General features: G+C 52.3%; 18 protein-coding genes and 1 pseudogene. 14 read left to right on the top strand and 5 right to left on the bottom strand.

Annotated elements, in window-relative coordinates:
- Positions 1-544 precede the first annotated feature (544 nt).
- Positions 545-2,006 (top strand): annotated as a pseudogene (locus JLG71_RS11000) (sugar porter family MFS transporter).
- Positions 1,981-2,412: a PTS sugar transporter subunit IIA gene (locus JLG71_RS10995; RefSeq protein WP_025108434.1), complete on the top strand. Its 432-nt coding sequence runs from the start codon at positions 1,981-1,983 to the stop codon at positions 2,410-2,412. Before JLG71_RS11000 ends, JLG71_RS10995 begins: the two are co-directional and overlap by 26 nt.
- A gap of 61 nt (positions 2,413-2,473) precedes the next feature.
- Here JLG71_RS10995 and JLG71_RS10990 read toward each other — a convergent pair whose 3' ends face one another.
- The gene (locus JLG71_RS10990; RefSeq protein WP_177342651.1) at positions 2,474-2,626 is read right to left on the bottom strand and encodes a hypothetical protein; all 153 of its coding nucleotides are present in this window, start codon (positions 2,624-2,626) and stop codon (positions 2,474-2,476) included.
- A gap of 182 nt (positions 2,627-2,808) precedes the next feature.
- On the opposite strand from JLG71_RS10990, the gene JLG71_RS10985 reads away from it, so the two are divergent.
- Positions 2,809-4,254: an MFS transporter gene (locus JLG71_RS10985; protein WP_025108433.1), complete on the top strand. Its 1,446-nt coding sequence runs from the start codon at positions 2,809-2,811 to the stop codon at positions 4,252-4,254.
- A gap of 81 nt (positions 4,255-4,335) precedes the next feature.
- On the opposite strand, the gene JLG71_RS10980 is transcribed toward JLG71_RS10985, so the two are convergent.
- Positions 4,336-6,249, bottom strand: coding sequence for a helix-turn-helix domain-containing protein (locus JLG71_RS10980; protein WP_064392595.1), 1,914 nt, complete (start codon positions 6,247-6,249; stop codon positions 4,336-4,338).
- Between the two features lie 243 nt (positions 6,250-6,492).
- Here JLG71_RS10980 and JLG71_RS10975 point away from each other — a divergent pair, with 243 nt between their 5' ends.
- From JLG71_RS10975 to JLG71_RS10965, 3 genes are read left to right on the top strand one after another with little or no spacing between them, the layout of a single operon-like run.
- The gene (locus JLG71_RS10975; RefSeq protein ID WP_048262540.1) at positions 6,493-7,752 is read left to right on the top strand and encodes an MFS transporter; all 1,260 of its coding nucleotides are present in this window, start codon (positions 6,493-6,495) and stop codon (positions 7,750-7,752) included.
- A gap of 12 nt (positions 7,753-7,764) precedes the next feature.
- Positions 7,765-9,159 carry a M20 family metallopeptidase gene (locus JLG71_RS10970; RefSeq protein ID WP_200914211.1) on the top strand — a complete coding sequence of 465 codons (1,395 nt, stop codon included), beginning with the start codon at positions 7,765-7,767 and terminating at the stop codon, positions 9,157-9,159.
- A gap of 55 nt (positions 9,160-9,214) precedes the next feature.
- Entirely contained in the window at positions 9,215-10,291 is a 1,077-nt protein-coding gene (locus JLG71_RS10965; protein WP_048262544.1) for a porin, read from the top strand.
- 252 nt (positions 10,292-10,543) lie between these two features.
- On the opposite strand, the gene uraH is transcribed toward JLG71_RS10965, so the two are convergent.
- A complete protein-coding gene (gene uraH / locus JLG71_RS10960) occupies positions 10,544-10,954 on the bottom strand; it encodes a hydroxyisourate hydrolase (protein ID WP_064358150.1) in 411 nt (136 codons plus the stop codon).
- 238 nt (positions 10,955-11,192) lie between these two features.
- On the opposite strand from uraH, the gene JLG71_RS10955 reads away from it, so the two are divergent.
- Complete coding sequence (locus JLG71_RS10955; protein WP_200914209.1) at positions 11,193-11,720, top strand: lipocalin family protein; 528 nt, start codon at positions 11,193-11,195, stop codon at positions 11,718-11,720.
- 78 nt (positions 11,721-11,798) lie between these two features.
- On the opposite strand, the gene JLG71_RS10950 is transcribed toward JLG71_RS10955, so the two are convergent.
- A complete protein-coding gene (locus JLG71_RS10950; protein WP_014229779.1) occupies positions 11,799-12,293 on the bottom strand; it encodes a hypothetical protein in 495 nt (164 codons plus the stop codon).
- Positions 12,294-12,526: 233 nt separating this feature from the next.
- Positions 12,527-14,167, bottom strand: coding sequence for a phosphoenolpyruvate carboxykinase (ATP) (pckA, locus tag JLG71_RS10945; protein WP_014229780.1), 1,641 nt, complete (start codon positions 14,165-14,167; stop codon positions 12,527-12,529).
- A 315-nt stretch (positions 14,168-14,482) separates the two neighbouring features.
- On the opposite strand from pckA, the gene JLG71_RS10940 reads away from it, so the two are divergent.
- The 7 genes from JLG71_RS10940 (at position 14,483) to JLG71_RS10910 (ending at position 21,019) form a co-directional block, all read left to right on the top strand.
- Positions 14,483-15,376 (top strand): LysR substrate-binding domain-containing protein, encoded by an 894-nt coding sequence (locus JLG71_RS10940; protein ID WP_004851947.1) that lies wholly within the window; start codon positions 14,483-14,485, stop codon positions 15,374-15,376.
- Between the two features lie 59 nt (positions 15,377-15,435).
- A complete protein-coding gene (locus tag JLG71_RS10935) occupies positions 15,436-16,122 on the top strand; it encodes an RluA family pseudouridine synthase (protein ID WP_064405776.1) in 687 nt (228 codons plus the stop codon).
- A gap of 178 nt (positions 16,123-16,300) precedes the next feature.
- Positions 16,301-17,389 carry an ABC transporter ATP-binding protein gene (locus JLG71_RS10930; RefSeq protein ID WP_025108425.1) on the top strand — a complete coding sequence of 363 codons (1,089 nt, stop codon included), beginning with the start codon at positions 16,301-16,303 and terminating at the stop codon, positions 17,387-17,389.
- On the top strand, positions 17,382-18,011 hold the full coding sequence (locus JLG71_RS10925; RefSeq protein WP_014229783.1) for an ABC transporter permease: 630 nt from the start codon (positions 17,382-17,384) through the stop codon (positions 18,009-18,011). The genes JLG71_RS10930 and JLG71_RS10925 overlap by 8 nt, the downstream gene beginning before the upstream one ends.
- Positions 18,011-18,679 carry an ABC transporter permease gene (locus JLG71_RS10920; protein ID WP_014229784.1) on the top strand — a complete coding sequence of 223 codons (669 nt, stop codon included), beginning with the start codon at positions 18,011-18,013 and terminating at the stop codon, positions 18,677-18,679. The genes JLG71_RS10925 and JLG71_RS10920 overlap by 1 nt, the downstream gene beginning before the upstream one ends.
- A gap of 41 nt (positions 18,680-18,720) precedes the next feature.
- Positions 18,721-19,620 carry an ABC transporter substrate-binding protein gene (locus JLG71_RS10915; protein WP_116279940.1) on the top strand — a complete coding sequence of 300 codons (900 nt, stop codon included), beginning with the start codon at positions 18,721-18,723 and terminating at the stop codon, positions 19,618-19,620.
- Between the two features lie 46 nt (positions 19,621-19,666).
- A complete protein-coding gene (locus JLG71_RS10910) occupies positions 19,667-21,019 on the top strand; it encodes an LLM class flavin-dependent oxidoreductase (protein WP_064375342.1) in 1,353 nt (450 codons plus the stop codon).
- Positions 21,020-21,060 lie beyond the last annotated feature (41 nt).

Here is a 21,060-nt window from a genome sequence, read left to right as displayed (position 1 = left end):
TAAACAATCCTAAAAATTGCCATATATATCAATTAACTATAAAAATAGCCATTCTATACACAAGGCTGTTACACATAGCCCACAAAACCAAATCGAAATAAAACTTTCAAAATGTGATCTGTTTGTATTTTTATTTCACTTATAGCGGTAATAATCACCTCTCACTAAACGCACTCTGCCCGCCTTGATGGCGCAGCAGAAATCCTAACCCCCCGGAGGATGCAATGAAGGAAGTGAGATCAGGACTTATCCGAACCGTTTATATTGGCCCGCCCCTTTTCCACCCTCACGCTGCCGGGGACTTTCTGAACGTCAACCACCCCGGAGGCCCCAGCCCCGCATCTACCGATGATTCATCATTAATCAAAAAGAAACCTCTTTGATCGGTTTTATTTAGCGCATAGCAATCGCGCTAAATAGTTGCACTAAGAACAAAAAAACATTTCATCCCGGCCGTGCTTCGCCAGGCGCAAAGGCATGCCGTGACGGGGATGGGATGACACGTTTTTATCTCGTGCCGTTAATCAAAACAAAAGGTATAAAAATGTCTCTTATTATGAATCTGAACCTACAGCAGAGAAAACGATTACACCAGATAACCCTGGTTGCGACATTTGGCGGCCTGCTATTCGGTTATGACACCGGCGTTATTAATGGCGCATTTTCCTCTCTGAAACAATATATGGCCCTGACCCCGACTACAGAAGGTCTGGTCATGAGCGTATTGCTGATCGGCGCCGCGTTAGGCAGCGTATTCGGAGGAAAATTCGCGGACTTCTTTGGCAGAAGAAAGTACCTGCTCTTTTTATCCTTCATCTTTTTCATCGGCGCATTAATGTCCGCTCTGGCGCCGGATATCACCGTACTGCTTATTTCACGTTTCATCCTCGGCTATGCCGTGGGTGGCGCCTCGGTGACCGCCCCCACCTTTATTTCCGAAGTGGCGCCAACCGAAATGCGCGGTAAACTGACCGGCTTAAACGAAGTCGCCATTGTTATCGGGCAGCTCGCCGCATTTGCCATCAACGCCATTATTGGCATCCTCTGGGGCCATCTCCCCGACGTCTGGCGCTATATGCTGATGGTGCAGACCATTCCCGCCATCTGCCTGTTTATCGGTATGCTGCGATCGCCGGAAAGCCCGCGCTGGCTGATCAGTAAAAACCGTCATGAAGAAGCGCTGGAAATATTAAAGCAAATCCGCCCTCTGGAACGCGCAACCAAAGAATTCAACGATATCACCACCTTAATTAAGGCCGAAGCGGACAAAAAGCTCCATTCGCAGAACGCCTTTGTCACCATTCTCCAGACGCCATGGATTTTCAAACTCCTGCTGGTGGGCGTCATTTGGGCGGCGCTGCAGCAGACCACCGGGGTCAACGTCATTATGTACTACGGTACTGAGATCCTCAGCAGCGCCGGATTCTCAGAAAGAACCTCCCTCATCTGCAACGTACTCAATGGCGTGTTCTCCGTCGGCGGCATGCTATTTGGCGTGCTGTACCTCGTCGATCGTTTTAAACGTAAAACCATCATTATTTATGGTTTCGCGATCATGGCTACCCTGCACCTTATCATTGCCGGCGTAGACTACACGCTGGTCGGCGACATCAAAGCCACGGCCATCTGGCTGCTCGGCGCGATGTTCGTTGGCGTTATGCAGGGAACGATGGGCTTTATCACCTGGGTGGTGCTGGCTGAGCTGTTCCCGCTCAAGTTCCGCGGACTGTCGATGGGCATATCGGTATTTTTCATGTGGGTGATGAACGCCATCGTCAGCTATTTGTTCCCATTATTGCAGGCCAAGCTCGGGTTAGGTCCGGTATTCCTGATTTTTGCCGCGATTAACTACCTGGCGATTGTTTTTGTCATCGCGGCGCTGCCTGAAACGTCCAATAAATCGCTGGAACAGCTGGAAGAGGAGCTTTCAGCAAATAAATCTGCAGCGGGATTCAATACGGCCACCAAGGAAAACGGATTATGATCGATACTATTACGCAGGATAATCTCCATCTGTCGTGCCGGGCGAAAAATAAAGCAGAAGTCCTGGCCATGATTGGCGCTGAATTTAAATCTAAAGGCTATGTCAGTGAAGATTGCGTTACTTTTCTTGCTGAAAGAGAGCGCCAGGTCTCCACCTTTTTAGGCAATGGCATTACGCTGCCGCACCTGCCTAAATCAGCAACCAATATCATTGCTAAAACCGGGGTTGAAATTTATCAGTTCCCCGATGGCGTTATCTGGGACAGAAGTAATGTCATGTTCATTGCCATTGGCGTGATTGCCAAAGAAAGTGAGCATATTGATGTACTGAGAGAAGTTGCTTCTATTTTTAGTGATGAAATTATCGCCAAGGCGCTATCATTAATCTCCAGCAAGCAGGATTTCCTGCGGATCCTGCAACAAAATTGAGGGTGGAGGATATATTTGATACGAACAGAAATTGAGTGTCGTAGCCAACCCCAATGATTCATCATCGGTCAAAACGCTTAGTATATCCATGTAATCCCTGTAAAAAGCCTGCTCGCGAGCAGGCTTTTTTACTGACGTTGACCAAACCAAATACGCTTATCAGGGCCATCCCACCCAAAATCATATTCCGCGCTGAACCGATATCAATATTCATATAATTTACCTTGGTGATGGTAACGGATTGGTATCTATAAAACGCGTACATTCATTGCCCAATATCAAGATTTATATAACAGGGATTAAAAATGAGTTCTCAGCAAATTTACTTATTTGGTATAACAACTTCCCATCTTGTCACACCTTTACCACGTCGTAGCGAATCGCTGAGGACGGTATATGGCTTTAACAGATTCATCGCGGGACGAAACGCCCCGGCAGGAACGCTCTGGCTCAGGGAGGATTTCGGGGCTAGCGCTGCTGGTTGCCAGCGCATTTTTTATGGAGTTTCTTGATGGAACGGTGATTGCTACTGCTCTGCCGGATATGGCAAAGGCGTTTGGCGTCACAGCGATAGACCTTAATATTGGTATCAGCGCCTATCTATTAACTCTGGCTGTGCTGATCCCGGCCAACGGCTGGGTTGCGGAGCGTTTTGGCGCACGAAACGTCTTTACTCTGGCACTGTGCATTTTTACGCTTTCATCCCTGCTATGCGGTCTGACCCATAATGTGACTGAGTTCGTTCTGATGCGTATCCTTCAGGGGATTGGCGGCGCGATGATGGTTCCTGTAGGACGTCTGGTCGTTCTGCGCACCACCCCGAAAGATCGGCTTATTAAGGCCATTGCCACGCTAACCTGGCCCGCGCTGGTGGCCCCCATCATTGGGCCGCCGCTTGGTGGATTTATTACCACCTACGCCAGCTGGCACTGGATCTTCTTTCTCAACGTCCCCCTGGGGCTGATCGCCATTGTACTATCATTGCAGATGATGCCAAACCAATCGGCTAACGAACGCAGACCGTTTGATTTTACAGGATTTGTCGCCACTGGCGTAACGATGCTGTGCCTGGTTGCAGGGCTGGAAATGCTCAGCCAACAAAACGTTAGCCTGATCGGGGCGGCAGTAACCATTACTGTTGGCTTCGCTACCCTGGTCTGGAGTATTCATCATCTTTTGACCAGTAAAACGCCGCTGATTGGCCTGTCATCGCTCTCAGTCCCCTCATTTCGCATCAGCATGCGCGGAGGATTTATCCTTCGTGCGACTATTAGCTCAGCCCCCTTTATGCTGCCTCTGATGTTTCAGGTTGGTTTCGGAATGAACGCGTTTGAAGCCGGCTCGATGGTACTGGCCGTTTTTGCAGGCAACCTGGCGATGAAACCCGCTACAACGCCGCTAATTCGCTATTTTGGCTTCCGTAAGCTGCTTATCGGTAACGGTGTCGCCTGCGTATTGACGCTGTTACTCTGCGCACTGCTAACGCCTGACTCGCCGCATCTGATAACGCTGGTGCTGTTGTTCCTCGGCGGATTAAGCCGTTCCATGCAGTTCACCGGTATCAGTTCACTGGCCTTCGCTGAAGTTCCGTCACAGGAGATGAGCTCAGCCAATACGCTGTTCAGTACTTCACTTCAGCTCGCCAGCGGACTGGGAGTGACAATGGGAGCGCTAAGTATTCGCATGGGCAGCATCCTCAGTGAGGATCTTGGTTACGCCACTGTTCCTGGAATGGGGTTTCGCCTGGGATTTGTCGTCATCGCGATTATCACTGCGCTCGGAGTGTATGATATGACGCGGCTTGCGCCGAATGCGGGTATCAACGTCTCACAGAAAAAATAGCTTAACGCCGGTCAGCCGATTGCTTTTCATTGCGTGCTCGCTCAACGACAGGATGCATTACAATCAGTTACCGGCTACCATTTAACTAAGATAAAACCGACTCATATGGCACGTCAGGGCAATCATAATAAATTCGTCTGCATTATTGAGGCTTAAACCGGTTAGCGTTTCGAACTTCTTAATCCGTTGATACAGCGTATTGACGTGAATGCCCATCTCCTCTGCAGTATTCACTGCGGACTGCCTGTTTTTTAAAAAACAGATAATCGTCACCAACAATATACCAGGTTTGTTATTCTCTTCCAGCACAGGTGAAAACAGATCCAGGATAAAGTCTTTTAGTTCCTCAGGGGTATGTTTTATAAACAAGCGATCAATACCTGAATGACGAAAACTCATTACGCCACTTTTATTTCTGGTTTTAAGAACATCAAGCGCAGTATTAGCTTGTTTAATGCTGGTGATAACCTCCTGGCGTCGCAGAACTGAACTCACCCCCACTTTATAAAGCTTGTCCTGCTGATAGCGCGCGATTACTTTTTCCTCAAGAGTGAAAAGCTTTTGCTCATTCATATCAAATATGATTAACGTTATCACGTCAGCGTCAAAATAATGAAAAACGTTTTTCAATGCGAAGTCTCTGGTGAGAACGTTGATTGTCGACAAATAGTGTATTTCATCGCTGGTCACTTGTGGTGCTGTTAGCTTAATGCACAGTACTGATTTATGCAGAACGATGCCCCTGCGGGCAAATGATATTTCACTTTCTGCCGTCAATCCAATCACCATAATCTCAGCGATAAGATCCAGATTCTTTTTATTCTCCAGCGCAACAGAACCCGCCTGCTTGACGATCTCCATTATCACAAACTCTTTTAGTCTGGAGATAATCGATGATACATGTTCATTTAAGTCCGGGTTTCTCATGATAAAAAAGGCGAGCAAGCGCCCCTCATTTTCAAGAGGAAGCAGGCAATAGTCTCTATCGCCCACAATGATTGTCGACACATTTTTTTCGCCGGCAGAGGCGCGCAAGTGACTCCACGTCAATGCACTAAGCGATTCACTTAAACTCTGGTTTCCCAGTACATCCAGATAGTTAAGATCCAAAGAGAGATGTGAAGCGATCGCCGCGATAAAATCACCTAGTCTATTGTATTTAATAGACAATGAGACCATCAAATTATAAAAATCCACGCTCGCGTTCAGCAACGTGTTTTGCGCCTGCAGCTGATTGCGTAGGTCTTCAACGACCCGCAGACTTTCCGTGCGTTCATCATAGAGACGGGCATTGCGCCAGGCCAGCGCCACCTGCGATGAATAGGTTTCGAGTAGCGATTTTGCTAAAGAGTTAAATACAAACTGTCGGCTAAATGAAAGCATAGTCAATGTGCCATAGCATGCCGACTGATCGTATACCGGCACGCAAATAAGCGAAGTTGCCAGCGGGTTATCTTTAAGTATTTCATCACGCAAGGAAGAGCTTGCCGTAAAGCTGTGGTTAATTTCTTCCCGTGAGTTCAAGACCGCCGTCTGCATTGATTTAAACACTTTACCGGATATCGATTCATGCAGACCTACAATATAATCATAATAATTATTTTTAAATCCTGTCATTGCAACCGGAACCAGCCGGTCGCTTTTATCATCATAAATACGAAAGATTGCCGCATCGCTATATGCAATAGTCTTCAGCGCGCCGTCAATAACATGCTGCGTAACAACCTCATGCGAAAGCCCGGAGGCGAGATGCCAGGTATTGTCGCTAATCTTCGTGAACATCGTATTTTGATAATTAATTACTTCAGTTAAAAGTAGTATTTTCACTTCACTGAGAAATACTCTGACATTTTCTTCACTTAGTAGCGCGCGTTCCGTCCGGATGGCAATACGCAATGATTCAATATGCAGGCAAATAATATTAATCACCATACAATCACCATCCCTTTCACGAATTAATATGTACGATTCATTTTTATCTTCAAAACCGGACATGTCTCCCGCCATTAGCGAGTCGTAACGTAAATCGGAATGTTCAATATGCACATTCGACTGTGGAAAATACCGTACAGACACAACACTCAAGGATTTACGTAATGAGTCAGAATTATTATCAAATGTAGGATTGTACATAAAAATCATCTCTTGAGTGTATGGTTACACATAGATATTTATCATCACTTCTGTAAGGGTAGCAAGGACAAAATCACATCATCTCATGTCTTATGAGGGAACTTTATGCTCAGTGCTACATTCAAGAATAAAAACAATTTGATAATCCTGATATTGTTTCTGTGTTGGGTCGTAGGGTTTATCGATAAAGCCGCTATTAATATTGCGATCATTCCAATTTCTGCTGATTTTGGACTGGGAAGTGAACAAACCGGTATGGTCATCAGCGGTTTTTTCCTTGCCTATTCGCTCACCCAGCTTATTGGCGGCTACCTTGTTGACCGGATGGGCAGTAAAACCATCTTAACCGGTGCGGTTGCCCTGTGGTCCGTTGCCACCGCTATGGGCGGAATGGCAAGCAGCGTTTTCACGCTGGCAGTTACGCGTTTTTTTGTCGGAATGGGGGAAGCGGTTTTCCCTGCAGGAAGCTCCGTTGTCATCGCCCAAAGGTTTGAAAGAAGCAAAATGGCGCGCGCTAAATCATTTCTGCAATCTGGCGCATCGGTCGGGTTCGCCGTTGGCTCGGTGGTCGTATCTACGCTGATTACCTGGTACAACTGGCGAATCATGTTCTTTGTTTTGGGTATCGCTGGCCTGATTCTGGCTTTCTGCCTGTGGTGCGTCCTGCGCTCCAGCGCCCCGGACACCGCTGGCGTTACGATGCCACAGCCATCCGCAGCGCACGGTAGCATCCCCGAAAAGCAGCGTTTGTTGAATATTATTCGCCGCCCATTAACATGGCAAATCGCCGCCTGCTACTTCTTTACCAATATTGTATTCTGGGGTTTGCAGTCCTGGCTGCCATCCTATTGGGTGAAAGTCAAAGGGATGAGCATGGTATCCATGGGCGCATGGTCAATGCTGCCGCCGGCCCTGGGCTTTGCCTCATTTTTGTTTTGTGGGTGGCTGCTCGACAGGTATTTTCAGGGTCGCGAAAAATACCTGATTGCGATTGGCTCTTCTGTCTCAGCGCTGTTCATCTGGCTGATGTTTAACGCCTCTTCCGTGCCGATTGCCTTTGCCTGGCTTTCGCTATCTAACATATTCCTTAACGCCATCAGCATCAGCGTGTTCGTTACCATCATCAAACAATTTCCAAAGGCCTCAGTAGGTACCGCAACGGGGTTTATTAACTCAATTGCGCAGATAGGTTCCTTCTTATCGCCGCTTATGATCGGATACTTACTGAAGCTGACCCAACAAAACTACGCCACCGCTTTCCTGTCGATCATTGCCTGCGCGGTCATCACCTGCCTGATCGCACTGTCCATTACTCATTCTACTGGCGCGGCTCAGGCCGAAGCGACATCTAATGTATCCCAATAAAAGAGAGAAACGATGAACTACTTATCGATTATTGAACGTACGATTGAACAACAACGTGAACGTATTACCGCCGTTAGCGACAAGATCTGGGAATTTGCCGAAGTGCGCTATGAAGAAGCGCAGTCTGCTGAACTGATGGCGCAAGCGCTTGAAGACAATGGCTTTCAGGTCACACGAAAGGCTGGTGGCATCGATACGGCGTTTGTCGCCACCTACGGCAGCGGCGAACCGGTCATTGCTTTTCTCGGCGAATATGACGCCCTGCCCTCATTAAGCCAGCAGGCCAATTGCGATATTTTTTCTCCCGTCGTCGCTGCGGGAAACGGCCACGGCTGCGGGCATAACCTTCTTGGCGCAGGTGCGCTGGCAGCTGCGCTAGCGACCAAAGCCTGTATGCAAGAACTCGGCCTGGCGGGAACGGTGAAATACTTTGGCTGCCCGGCTGAAGAAGGCGGCGGCGGCAAGGCCTATATGGCGCGTGCCGGGCTGTTTGACGGTGTTGACGTCGCGTTCACCTGGCACCCGTGGGACGAGAATCTGGCCTACAACGCCAGAATGCTTGCGACTAACCAGGTGAAATATCTGTTTAAAGGCAAAAGCACCCACGCAGCATTCAGTCCGCACATGGGGCGCAGCGCGCTTGACGGCGTTGAGCTGATGAACGTTGGGGCCAATTTCCTGCGTGAACATATTATTCCTGAAGCGCGGCTCCACTACGCCATCACCAACGCGGGTGGCAACGCGCCAAACGTGGTGCAGTCTGAGGCCCATGTTCTGTACAAAGTACGCTCACCCAAAATGCAGGAAGTTCGAGAAATCACTCAGCGCGTTGACGATGTCGCTCGCGGCGCGGCGCTGATGACCGGAACGGAAGTCACCATTGAATTTGATGCGGCCTCGGCCGATCTTATCCCTAACGTCACCCTCGCCAGCGTAATGAACGAAGAGTTGCTCAAAACTAGCCCGGTCACCTTTAGCCCTGAAGAAAAAGCCTTCGCCCAGGCGATACAAGAGACCTTTTCTGAGGAAGAAAAGCGCAAAGTCGCCAAAAGGGGCCGCACGCTATCCGAAGACATCACGCCGTTTCGCCAGGAACCTGATTTCCTCAATGGCTCAACGGACGTTGGTGACGTGAGCTGGCTGCTGCCTGTCGGCCAGGTCTATATCACCACCTGCGCCTGGGGCACACCACCGCACTCATGGCAGATGGTTACCCAGGGAAAAACCTCCTACGCCCACAAGGGGCTGCTGCTGGCTGGTCGTGTGATGGCCGCCTCGGCAATTCGCGTTCTCACCACCCCAGCGATCATTTCACAAGCGAAGGAAGAACACCTTGAGCAAAGAGACCACGAAGAGTACCGCTCGCTAATTCCTCAAGACGCAAGGCCACGCTCACTAAACAGATAACTAATGCAAAGGCGGTTCCATACCGCCTTTATTCTAAAATGATGAGGCGCTAAAAATGAAAATGTATAAAAACACACTGCTTGCGGTGGTTATTCTTACGTCCGCAGCAGCCCCTGCGGCAGAAATATATAATAAGGATGGCAATAAATTAGATCTATATGGTAGCATTCGTGCTCGCCACTATTTTAGCGATGACACAACCATTGATGGCGATAATACCTATTTCAGATTAGGTATTAAGGGCATGACTAAAATTAATGACGAGCTCACCGGCTTTGGTCAATGGGAATATAATATTCAGGGAAATCGCGCGGAATCTGACGGTTCAGACGGTACCAAAACCCGCTATGCTTATGCCGGGTTAAAATACGCTGACCTGGGTTCCATCGACTATGGAAGAAATTCCGGCGTGCTCTATGACGTCGCCAGCATAACCGACTATGCGCCAATCTTTGACATCATGACCGATAGCTATACCGATGGCTTTCTTACGGGCAGAGCCAACGGGCTGTTAACCTGGCGTAACACCAACTTCTTCGGCCTGAACGATAACCTTAAATTCGCTCTGCAATATCAGGGAAAGAACGGATCCGGGAGTAACAATAGCAGCCGTTCAGTCTATGGTTCTAACGGTGATGGCGCAGGCGCATCGGTTAGCTACGATTTCGACTGGGGCGGCTCTCTGCTGGCCGCTTACGGCAACTCACGACGCACGGCGGAACAGGAGGCTTTGGCCTACGGTGGTGGTAAGCACGCGGAAATGTGGGCTACCGGTTTTAAATACGATTCTGGCAGTCTTTATGCGGCGGTAAAATATTCTCAAGGATATAATATTACACCTATCAAAAATTATGGCTATGCGAATAAAAGTGAAAACTTCGAAGTTTATACCCGCTATGTTTTTGATAACGGCATTATTCCCGGCATTGGTTGGTTCCAGTCGCGAGGAAAAGATATCGAGAATAGCGGTGATATCTATTTAATGAAATATCTCGATATTAACCTGTCCTGGTTCCTGAACAAGAATTTCTTTACCTATGTCGATTACAAAATAAATCAGCTGGATAAAAATACGCCTTTCAGTATTTCGACCGACGACACTTTTGGCGTTGGCATGACCTGGCAGTTTTAATATCCAGCCGCCACGCAAGCAGGTCCGGTCAACGAGCCCAGACCTGTTTCTGGTTTTTAATGTGCAAGATCTTCTGCGCCATAATCCCCGACAGGGGATGCGGTTGATAGCACGCTTCCAGATAATAATCCAGAGAAGAGGATTTTTAAGGATCCTCCAGCAGAATCACTCAGCACGGCTATCTCCCGATAGTCGCCCGATAAAAGCCTGCTTGCGCGCAGGCTTTTTGCTTATTCAGAATGGACGTAGCGATTAGCTGCCTTTATAGGTGGAGTAACCATACTGGCTGAGCAGCAGTGGAATATGCAGCTTTTCATTGGTGCGCGTGACGGTGAAGAGAACCGGGATCTCCGGGAAAAACGAGGCCAGTTTCTGTTTGCTGAAGTCATCGCCGGTTTTGAAGGTCACTTTATAAATCCCCGGCTGCATATCCCCTTCAGCTGGATAGAGCGATTTAATACGACCATCGTTGTCGGTGACGCTGGTGGCCAGCGCTGTCCATTTATTCGCCTGCTGTTTTTCAAGGGTGACCGTCACGCCCGATGAAGGCAGACCCGTCTGCTGATTGAGAATATGCACGCTGAGCGTCCCGACGGGGGCGCTAAATGCGGCTGGAGCGACAGACATAGCAGATAACAAAATCAAACTGGATAATTTTTTCACGATGTTTTCCCGTTGTGAATAATAACGTTCAAACGTTAGCACCTGGGCCGCTAAAATATATTCAACTTTTTGTGATAATCGCCTTAACGGAAGCAGGACGAGGAAAATAGCGAGCAGGGCAACAGCCCATTCGCAGTGATAGAATTATCTGAATATAAGGTGCATCGCTGGGGCGTGAATAAAGGCCCGCGCGCTTGCGCTATACTTATTTTCCTCCGCGTTCACAAAAGGAATTCACATGAAGATATGGCCAGTTCTGACGGGTGTGGCTATCGCCCTGACGCTTGTCGCCTGTAAATCCCCCACTCCGCCCAAGGGGGTCCAGCCGATAAATAACTTTGACGCAAGCCGTTATCTGGGGAAATGGTATGAGGTTGCCCGGCTCGAAAATCGTTTTGAACGCGGCCTGGAGCGGGTTACCGCAACGTATGGTCAGCGCAGCGATGGCGGCATCAGCGTGGTTAACCGCGGTTACGATCCGCGGAAACAGAAATGGAGCGAGAGCGAAGGTAAAGCGTATTTTACCGCGGCGCCAACCACCGCCGTGCTGAAAGTCTCCTTCTTTGGCCCGTTTTACGGCGGCTACAACGTGATCGCGCTGGATAGCCAGTATCAGTATGCGCTGGTCAGCGGTCCCGATCGCGGCTATCTGTGGATCCTGTCGCGCACGCCGACCATCCCGGAATCCATTAAGCAGGAGTATCTGCGCATCGCGCGGGATCTCGGCTTCCCGGTAGAAAAATTAGTCTGGGTGAACCACGGATAACAGGCTGAATCCACACTATCTTCAGCGAACCAACGAGCTGAAGATAATGTGGCGATAAGGCTGGAAGACGATAAATAATTAGTGCGATGACGGCTGGCTGGAGTCGGCCGCCTCTTCTGCGGTTTTAGCGGGAGCGATACTCTCTTTAATCTCTTTGGTTTTATTCGCCGCATCGTTGGCCAGGTTATTGGCATCAACAATCGCGCTGTCTTTAATTTTTCCCGCTTCCTGCACGATTTGGTCGCTTTTCTGCCGGGCATCCTGCTTAACGGCATCAGCCTGGGCCTGGGCTTGCTGAGCAATAGCTTCCGCTTTTTTATCCGCTTCCGCCTTGATGCTGGAGGCCTGGCTGCTGAGATTGTTCGCCTCGTCCGCCGCCTGTTTTTTTATCGCATCAATGTGTTTATCCGCTTCATCCTTAATTGCTTCGGCTTTATCGGACGCCGCCTCTTTAATTTGCTGCGCGTTATCTTTTGCTTTATCCAGATTTGCATCAACTTTTGATGAATCATCACAGCCGGCGAGAATTAAGCAAACGGCAGAAGCGATCAGCGTTTTACTCCAGAGTTTCATAGTCATTCCTTTATTTATTAATATCAGCGTATCGGGGGAGTCATCGCCGCAGGGTTGCCAGGATAATTCTCATAACAATGATGTCATGAAATTATTTAGCCCCAATACTTAGCCCTGCATCCCTTTATTTATAATCGCTAACCAGGCAGAGTCAAGTTCCTGCGCCACTCCCCCGGCGAGGGCTGACGTAAAAAACCCGGGCGGCTGCCCGGGTTGGTCACTGAAAAAAGAGTTTAGGCGGTGACGGCTGATTTTGTCAGCGTTGGGCCGGCTAACGCCAGCCGGGCACCGGCATCGGTATCGGTATATTGCTTAAAGTTATCCATAAACAGTTGCGCCAGACTCTCGGCCTTCTCCTGCCATTTGTCGGCAGAAGGCCAGCCGCTACGCGGGTCAAGCAGCGCGCTGTCCACGCCAGGCACGCTTTGCGGGATAGCGAGACCGAATACCGGTACCGTTTCTTCGCGCAGCTCGCCGGTGGTCCCGTTTAAAATCGCGCTGATGATATTGCGCGTGTCGCGCAGCGAAAGGCGCTTGCCTTCGCCGTTCCAGCCGGTGTTAACCAGCCAGGCCTCGGCGCCGGCCTCCGCCATTTTGGCCGCCAGAACGCTGGCGTACTGCGTCGGGTGCAGCAGCAGGAACGCCGCGCCGTAGCAGGCAGAGAACGTTGGCGTGGGCTGAGTAATGCCGCGTTCGGTACCGGCCAGCTTCGAGGTAAAGCCAGACAGGAAGTGATACTGCATCTGCTCGGTCGTCAGACGGGATACCGGCGGCAGGACGCCAAAGGCATCGGCGGCAAGGAAAATCACCTTCGACGGATGGCCCGCACGCGACACCGGTTTCACGATGTTTTCAATATGCGATAGCGGATAAGAGACGCGGGTATTTTCGGTCTTGCTGCCATCGGCGTAATCCACGCTGCCATCGGCTCTGACCACCACGTTTTCCAGCAGCGCGTTACGACGAATCGCGCGATAGATTTCCGGCTCGGCCTGCGGGTCAAGATTAATCGTCTTGGCATAGCAGCCGCCTTCGAAGTTGAACACGCCGTCATCATCCCAGCCGTGCTCGTCATCGCCGATCAGCTGACGCAGCGGATCGGTGGAAAGCGTGGTCTTACCGGTGCCGGAAAGACCGAAGAACAGGGCCACGTCCCCCGCTTCACCGCGGTTCGCCGAGCAGTGCATCGAGGCGATGCCCTGCTGCGGGAGCAGATAGTTCATCACCGAGAAGAGGCCTTTTTTCATCTCGCCGCCGTACCAGGTGCCGCCGATAAGCTGAATTTTTTCGCTCAGGTTAAACGCGACAAAGTTCTCGGAGTTGAGCCCTTGCTCCTGCCATTTATCGTTGGTGCAGCCCGCGCCGTTGAGGACGACGAAGTCCGGCGTAAATTCAGCCAGCTCCTCTGCGCTCGGCGCAATAAACATGTTTTTGACAAAGTGCGCCTGCCAGGCCACTTCGGTGACGAAGCGGACGCCCAGGCGCGTCGCCGGGCTGGCGCCGCACCACGCATCAACGACATATAATTTCTTGCCGCTCAGCTGTCCGGCGACCAGCGCCTTCAGATCTGCCCATATCTCGGTGGATAGCGGCTTATTGTCGTTGCGGCCAAGGCCGGAATCGGCCCACCAGACGGTGTCACGCGTCAGATCGTCCCTGACAATATATTTGTCGCGCGGCGAGCGCCCGGTAAAGATCCCGGTATCCACGGCAACGGCCCCGGACTCGGTCATGACGCCGCGCGCCGCGCCGGTTAATTCCGGGCTGGTTTCATGCGCAATCAGCAAGTCGTAATCGGGGTTATAAAACAGCTCGCTGCTCTCCTGAATACCGAGCGAAAGAAGAGCGTCTTTTACTGATTCAATACGTGACATGGCACTCCTGACAAACTATTGGCTGGATAAGATGCTATTAGGGTATTTCAACCTGTCAGCTAAGCGGATGGATTTATTTTAATAAAAAAACCATCGTGAAATTAAATAAACAGGATGAACAGACCAGAGCCGGCGATGTAAAATCGTGCTCGTGTAGGGTGTCGCCTGAACTTTAGAAATATCGTTTGCACGAATAAGTCATAAGCTAACTCTGCAAAAAATGTTAACACCTGTAGATAATTATGTTAATTGCATAGTTTCTATACGTCATGCTAAAATTGCATAGCTATTATTGCAGGGCAGAGGAACGGATCGGTGCTGGCGAATCTTGAAGTAAAATGGCTTTACGATGTGATTGCCCTTGAGGAATCCAGAAGCTTTACCCTGGCGGCAAAAAGCCGCAATATTTCCCAGTCCTCCTTCAGCCGCCGCATCCAGGCGCTCGAGGCGTCGCTGGGCTTCAGTATCTTCGACCGTTCGGCAAACCCGCTGCAGCTGACCAACCGCGGGAAGATTTTTGTCGGCTATGCGCGAAATATGCTCGACGACATGGACTTCCAGATTAGCCGAATTAAAGGGCTGAACAACACCACCCAGAAAATAAGAATCGACGCGGCGCCGTCGCTTTCCGTTTTATTACTTCCGGAAATCATCGCCGGTTATACCGACCGAAAGAATAAAACTTTTCATGTTGAATCGATTAACGTCAACGATGCGGTGTTCAACCTGAAAGAAGGCAAAAGTGATTTTATCCTGTCGTTTTATAATGAAGAGCTGATGAACTATCCGTTTATCAATCACAAAATTTTTGACTCGGCGCTGCACCTCGTTTCTCCCTGCGATAAACACGGCAGGCCGCTTTTTCATTTACACCGCGGGGTGCTGCCGCTGATGAAATACGCCAACGACAGCTATATGGGGCGCCAGGTGAATCAGGTGATCGACCGCAAGCCGGAGATCACCTTCTCGCTGACCTTTGTCTCCTCGATGAGCGAGCTATTAAAACGCATGATCCTCAACGGCGACGGCGTGGGCTGGCTGCCTCAGTACTCTATCAAGCGCGAGCTTGAGGAGGGCCGCCTGACGATTATGGATGAGAGCCTGTCGCTGCCGATCGGCGCCTATATTTACCGCTCCGGCGCGCGGCTCAACCAGTCAGCCGAGCGCTTCTGGCAGCATATTAAGTCTATGAATACCGTGACCGCATAACTCGCATGGCGGCGGGAAATTCGCTATCATCCGCATCCACTCCCTCTCCGTGCAGCCTGATGTCTACGATTATCGATACCTTTATCGCCCCGCCGTGCCACGCTGAAATCGACATCCTCTACGAGGATGACCATCTGCTGCTGATCGATAAACCCTCGGGCCTGCTGAGTCTGTCGGGGAAAAATCCGCGTAATCTCGACTCGGTGCATTATCGGCTGGTACAGCGGTTTCCCGGCTGCACTCTGGCGCATCGTCTTGATTTCGGCACCTCCGGACTGATGGTGATTGCGCGCAACAAGGCCATCAACGCCGCGCTCTGCCAGCAGTTCAGCCAGCGTGCGGTGAGCAAAGTCTACAGCGCGCTGCTGTGCGGGCATCTGGCGGATGATGAAGGAACCGTTGACGCTCCGATAGCCAAAGATCCGGCGCTGTTTCCGCTGATGACGATTTGCCCGCGCCGCGGCAAGCCTGCCCGCTCCGGCTATCGGGTGGTTGAGCGCCTGCGCTATCAAGGTAGCGTGCCGGTGACGCGGGTCCAGCTGACGCCGGAAACCGGCCGCACCCATCAGCTGCGTATCCACTGCCAGTGGCTTGGCCACCCTATTCTGGGCTGCGATCTGTACGGCGGTCTGTTGCTTCCGGGAACAGAACAGGCGCCGCGTCTGATGCTGCACGCCGGCGAACTGCATTTCGTGCATCCGGTTAGCGGAGAGCGGATCGATGCGATAAGCCCCAGCGGGTTTTAACTCTCCCGCTCACCAGCCCTTTTACCGAATCTCTCCCGCACGCTGATTGACGTCGACGCTTTAATTCGAATCGCGGCATTGCAAATGCAAATATCATATTTGCTCGTTAATCAGCGCCTCTGTAGCTTGTGCTCTATTCATGCTTTTCATGAAAGAACATTCAGGACGCAACGGCTTTATGATTAAACTCGATAATATTCGCAAGACCTACCCCGGCAGCGCGCATGCGGCTATTCGCGGCCTTAATCTGGTGATTAATAGCGGCGAACTGTGCACTTTCGTTGGCCCCAGCGGGTGCGGAAAAACAACCATTCTGCGGATGATTAATCAGCTGGATATTCCTGATGCCGGTGACGTATACGTTCAGGGCGTTAAGCTTGCCGCTGCCGATATTATTCAGGTGCGCCGCCAAATTGGCTTTGTCATGCAAAGCGCCGCCCTCTTTCCGCATCGTACTGTCGCGCAAAATATAGCCACGGTTCCGCGCCTTCTCGGCTGGAGCAAAAAGCATATCCAGGCGCGCATCGACGAATTAGTGGATTTGATGTCTCTCGACCGCAACGTCCTGCCCCGCTATCCGCACCAGCTTTCCGGCGGCCAGCAGGGCCGCGTGGCGATCGCCAGAGCGCTGGCCGCCGATCCGCCTATTCTCCTGATGGACGAACCTTTCGCCGCCATCGACCCGGTGGTTCGCGAGCGCCTGCAGGACGAGCTGCTGTTGCTGCAACAGCGCCTGCGCAAAACGATCGTCCTGGTGACCCATGATATCAATGAAGCTATTCGCCTTGGCGATAGAATCGCTATCTTCCAGGAGGGCGGCGAGCTGGCGCAGTTCGCCACGCCTGACCATATTTTGTCGCATCCGGCCAGCGACTTTGTGCGCCGTTTTATCGGCCCCGAACCGAATCTGCAGCGGCTGGGGAGAATTCAGGTCGGACAGCTCCCGCGCCATGACGTGCCGCTTATTGATGAGAGCCTCTCCCCCATCGCCAGCCCGCATCCGCCGGTCGCCAGTCCGCTGCGCCTGGTGCTGGACAAAAAACGGCGTCCGCTGAACTGGTTCGATCCGGTTAAGCGCCGGACGCTGCCGGTCGACGCGCCGCTGGCGGCCATCAACACGCTGCGCTTTGCCTACAGCGCGCTGCTGGATGCGCCCGGCGGCGTAGTGGTTCATGTCGATACCGACGGTGAATATCAGGGCAGCATCTCCCACGCTCTGCTGCAGAACGTGCTGGAAGGCCACGTGGATCTTCGTCGCTATGATTGACTGGCCGTGGATCCTCGACAACAAAATCATGATCGGTGAACTGCTCTGGCAGCATGTACAGCTGGTGATCGTTGCGCTGTTTTTCGGCACCCTCTTCACCGGCGTATTGATTAGCCTGACGCTGCGCTGGCCCGCGGCCGCCCAGCCGCTGATCTACCTGTGCGGGATACTGTTCACCATCCCGTCTCTGGCGCTGTTTATTCTATTACTGCCGTTTACCGGACTGTCGCTGATGACCTCAATCATCGGCCTGACGCTCTACTCACTGCTGATCCTGCTGCGCAACGTTATCGCCGGAATAGAGAAACTCCCGGCGACGGTGCTGGAGTCGGCGCGCGCGCTGGGCTATACCCGCTGGTTTCGTTTTGTCGATATAGAGCTGCATCTGCTGCTGCCCTCGCTGTTCGCCGGGTTACGCATCGCTTCGGTGACGCTGGTCGGGCTGGTGACGGTCACCGCCTTAATTGGCCAGGGCGGTCTCGGGCAGCTTCTGTTAGCCGGGTTTAACCAGAACTTTGTCACGCCTATCGCGGTCAGCCTGGTGCTCAGCGTTGTGCTGTCTCTGCTGTTGGATTCGCTGATTGCCCGCGTCGGCTATTGGCTAACGCCGTGGGCCCGCTAATGGATATCCTGCAAGCAACATTTCACTGGTTATTACAACCGCAGCACTGGACAGGCGATGCGGGAATATTACTTCGCCTGCGCGAGCATCTTTATTATGTGCTGATTAGCATCGTCGTTGCCTCGGCGATTGCGCTGCCGCTGGGGATTATTCTCGGCTACTGGCGCAAGGGCGCGTTTGTGATTATTAATCTGTTTAATATTGGTCGCGCCATTCCCTCTTTAGGTTTAATTCTTTTATGCATTATTGTGTTTGGCTTTAATGATATTCCGGTCTTTACCGCGCTGGTGGCGATGTCGATTCCGCCGATCCTCACCAACGCCTGGGTTGGCATTTATCATGCCGACCGTCAGCTGTGCGATGCGGCAAAAGCGCTGGGCATGACTCCACTCCAGAGCCTGTGGCAGCTGCGGATACCGCTCGCCGCGCCGCTGATACTCGCCGGCCTGCGGACCGCGCTGGTACAGCTGATCGCGACCGCCGTCGTCGCCGCCTACGCCGGCCTTGGCGGCCTCGGGCGCTTTCTGATCGACGGACTTGGCCAGCGCGATATTCCCCAGGTCATTGCCGGTTCGCTAGTGGTATCGCTGCTGGCCATCGGCTGCGAGCTGCTTTTTTCATTACTCTCCCGGCGCATCGTTCCGGCGCCGGTCACGCAAATAAATTAATTTCCCAACAACAAAAAACCACCTGCAGGTAAAGAGGTATTATGAAGCAGCTATTTAGCATTTCCGCGTATCGTCGCCGCTTGCGTCTTTCGGTATTCACCGCGGGATTATTAAGCTTAAGTTTTAACGCCCTGGCGCAGGACGTCACCATTGGCGGAGCGAATTTCACCGAAAGTTCAATCCTTGCCAATATTTACGCCAGCGCGCTAAAGAAAAACGATATTGCGGTGAAAACCCGTCTTAATCTCGGCAATCGCGAGATTATTATTCCGGCGCTGCAGAGCGGCGAAATTGATATTGTTCCGGAATATCTCGGTGCCCTGCTGAACTATTATGACGGCAAAACGCTGGCTACCAGCCAGAGCGACGTTAGCGCTGAGTTAACCAAAGCGCTGCCGGCGGACTTTACGCTGCTTACCCCCTCCCCGGCCTCGTCCATTACCGCCTGGGCCGTGCGCGCGGAAACGGCAAAAAAATATCACCTCAGCAAGCTTTCCGACCTGCAGCCCGTGGCCCATCAGCTGACTATCGGCGGCCCGCCGGAATTCCCGGTACGCGCCCTAGGCCTGCCGGGTCTTAAGCGCGTCTACGGGCTTGAATTTAAGGCGGTGAAATCTCTGGATATGGGCGGGCCGCTGACCCGTCTGGCGCTGAACTCCGGCAAAATCGACGTCGCCACGGTCGTCTCCACTCAGGGCAACCTCGCGAAAGAGGATTGGGTGGTCCTGGAGGATGATAAGCATGAGCAGCCGAGCCAGAACGTGGTGCCGCTGGTGCGCAAAGCCAGCCTGACGCCGAAAATCAGCGAAGTGCTCAATGAGGTCTCCGGCAAGCTGAACAACGCCGCGCTGATCGAACTTAACCAGCAGGTCGATCTGCAGCATAAAGATCCGGCGGCGGTGGCCGAACAGTGGGTCAAAACGCACCTCAACGGCAACTGATTGCCGCCATGCCAGGGAAGGCATCACCTCCAACTGAGCCGAGAAAATGCCAAATAATCCTATGATCCTGAACCTTTTCTTCTTCAATCCCCAGGGTGACTACCGCTTTTCCTGGCGTCACCCGCAGGCGCCGGAGAAGGAAATTTTCAGCCTCAAGTACTATGCCGATCTGGCCCGTAAAGCGGAGGCCGCGACGCTCGACGCCATTTTTATCGCCGACCATATCGCTATCTGGGACACGGTGCCCAGCGGCTTAACCCACTACGCTAACGCCCGGCTGGAGCCCATCACTCTCCTCTCGGCGCTGGCGGCGGTGACGGAACATATCGGCCTGATGGGCACGGCGTCCACCTCTTATAATGAGCCCTATAATCTCGCCCGCTATTTTGCCTCCCTCGATTTTCTCAGCAACGGGCGGGCCAGCTGGAATATCGTCACCTCATGGCTGGAGGAGGAGGCGGCTAACTTCGGCCTTGACCACCTGCCGCAGCACGGCAGCCGCTACCAGCGCGCCGGTGAGTTTATTGATGTGGTCACTCAGCTGTGGGACTCGTGGGAAGACGGCGCGGTGCGCTATGACAAAGCCAGCGGGCTGTTTGCCGATTCCAGCAAGGTGCATCATCTTGATTTCGCGGGCGAGTTCTTCCGCGTGCGCGGGCCGCTGAACGTCCCTCGCCCGCCGCAGGGGCACCCGGTCCTGGTGCAGGCCGGCTCGTCGGAGGCGGGTAAAAACCTCGCCGCCGCCTGGTCAGATATGCATTTTGTGTTTATCAAATCTATCGCTGAGGGGCTGGCCTACCGCGAAGAGATGAACCAGCGTTTGCGCAGCCACGGCCGGGATCCGGCGCATTTCAAAATCGTCGCCGGCGTTTTACCGGTGGTGGTGAATTCAAACGCGGAAAAGGAAGAGCGCCAGCGGCTTAACGAGCAGCTAATGAGCGACCAGATGGCCATCGACCTGCTCTCTTCCTATCTGCGCATGGATTTATCCGCTTATCCCGTCGACCAACCGCTGCCGCCGCTGCCGGAGGAAGAGACCTTTGATGGGATCCGCACCGCCCTCAGGCTGATTCGTGATTACGATCCACAGTTGACGATCCTGGCGTTGGGCAGGCTGCTGTTGCAAAGCTCCGATAGCTGGCTGCTCATCGGCAGCGCCGAGGAGATCGCCAGCGCGCTGACGGAAACCTGGCGCGCCGGCGCCGCCGATGGTTTTAACCTGATGTTCCCGCTGCTGCCGGGGGACTTCGACCGCTTCGTTGAGCAGGTAGTGCCGATTCTGCAGCGCAGCGGCGCGATGCGGGATCGCTATCCGACCGGCACGCTGCGCGAGAAGCTGGGTCTGCCGGTCGTCGAAAACCGCTTCGCCCGCGGGGATGGCAAACCGCTGGCTTCATAGCGCGGCTGTTCCCCGGTGGCGCTGCGCTGACCGGGCTACGG

The sequence above is a fragment of the Klebsiella michiganensis genome (assembly GCF_015139575.1).
GTDB classification, from domain to species: domain Bacteria; phylum Pseudomonadota; class Gammaproteobacteria; order Enterobacterales; family Enterobacteriaceae; genus Klebsiella; species Klebsiella michiganensis.
This window is presented reverse-complemented; position numbering and strand designations above follow the sequence as displayed.

Excerpts from the sequence above, each read along its gene's own strand:
- JLG71_RS10995 (WP_025108434.1), top strand. The coding sequence starts at position 1,981 with ATGATCGATACTATTACGCAGGATAATCTCCATCTGTCGTGCCGGGCG.
- JLG71_RS10990 (WP_177342651.1), bottom strand. The coding sequence starts at position 2,626 with ATGAATATTGATATCGGTTCAGCGCGGAATATGATTTTGGGTGGGATG.
- JLG71_RS10985 (WP_025108433.1), top strand. The coding sequence starts at position 2,809 with ATGGCTTTAACAGATTCATCGCGGGACGAAACGCCCCGGCAGGAACGC.
- JLG71_RS10980 (WP_064392595.1), bottom strand. The coding sequence starts at position 6,249 with ATGTCCGGTTTTGAAGATAAAAATGAATCGTACATATTAATTCGTGAA.
- JLG71_RS10975 (WP_048262540.1), top strand. The coding sequence starts at position 6,493 with ATGCTCAGTGCTACATTCAAGAATAAAAACAATTTGATAATCCTGATA.
- JLG71_RS10970 (WP_200914211.1), top strand. The coding sequence starts at position 7,765 with ATGAACTACTTATCGATTATTGAACGTACGATTGAACAACAACGTGAA.
- JLG71_RS10965 (WP_048262544.1), top strand. The coding sequence starts at position 9,215 with ATGAAAATGTATAAAAACACACTGCTTGCGGTGGTTATTCTTACGTCC.
- JLG71_RS10955 (WP_200914209.1), top strand. The coding sequence starts at position 11,193 with ATGAAGATATGGCCAGTTCTGACGGGTGTGGCTATCGCCCTGACGCTT.
- JLG71_RS10950 (WP_014229779.1), bottom strand. The coding sequence starts at position 12,293 with ATGAAACTCTGGAGTAAAACGCTGATCGCTTCTGCCGTTTGCTTAATT.
- pckA (WP_014229780.1), bottom strand. The coding sequence starts at position 14,167 with ATGTCACGTATTGAATCAGTAAAAGACGCTCTTCTTTCGCTCGGTATT.
- JLG71_RS10935 (WP_064405776.1), top strand. The coding sequence starts at position 15,436 with ATGTCTACGATTATCGATACCTTTATCGCCCCGCCGTGCCACGCTGAA.
- JLG71_RS10930 (WP_025108425.1), top strand. The coding sequence starts at position 16,301 with ATGATTAAACTCGATAATATTCGCAAGACCTACCCCGGCAGCGCGCAT.
- JLG71_RS10925 (WP_014229783.1), top strand. The coding sequence starts at position 17,382 with ATGATTGACTGGCCGTGGATCCTCGACAACAAAATCATGATCGGTGAA.
- JLG71_RS10920 (WP_014229784.1), top strand. The coding sequence starts at position 18,011 with ATGGATATCCTGCAAGCAACATTTCACTGGTTATTACAACCGCAGCAC.
- JLG71_RS10915 (WP_116279940.1), top strand. The coding sequence starts at position 18,721 with ATGAAGCAGCTATTTAGCATTTCCGCGTATCGTCGCCGCTTGCGTCTT.
- JLG71_RS10910 (WP_064375342.1), top strand. The coding sequence starts at position 19,667 with ATGCCAAATAATCCTATGATCCTGAACCTTTTCTTCTTCAATCCCCAG.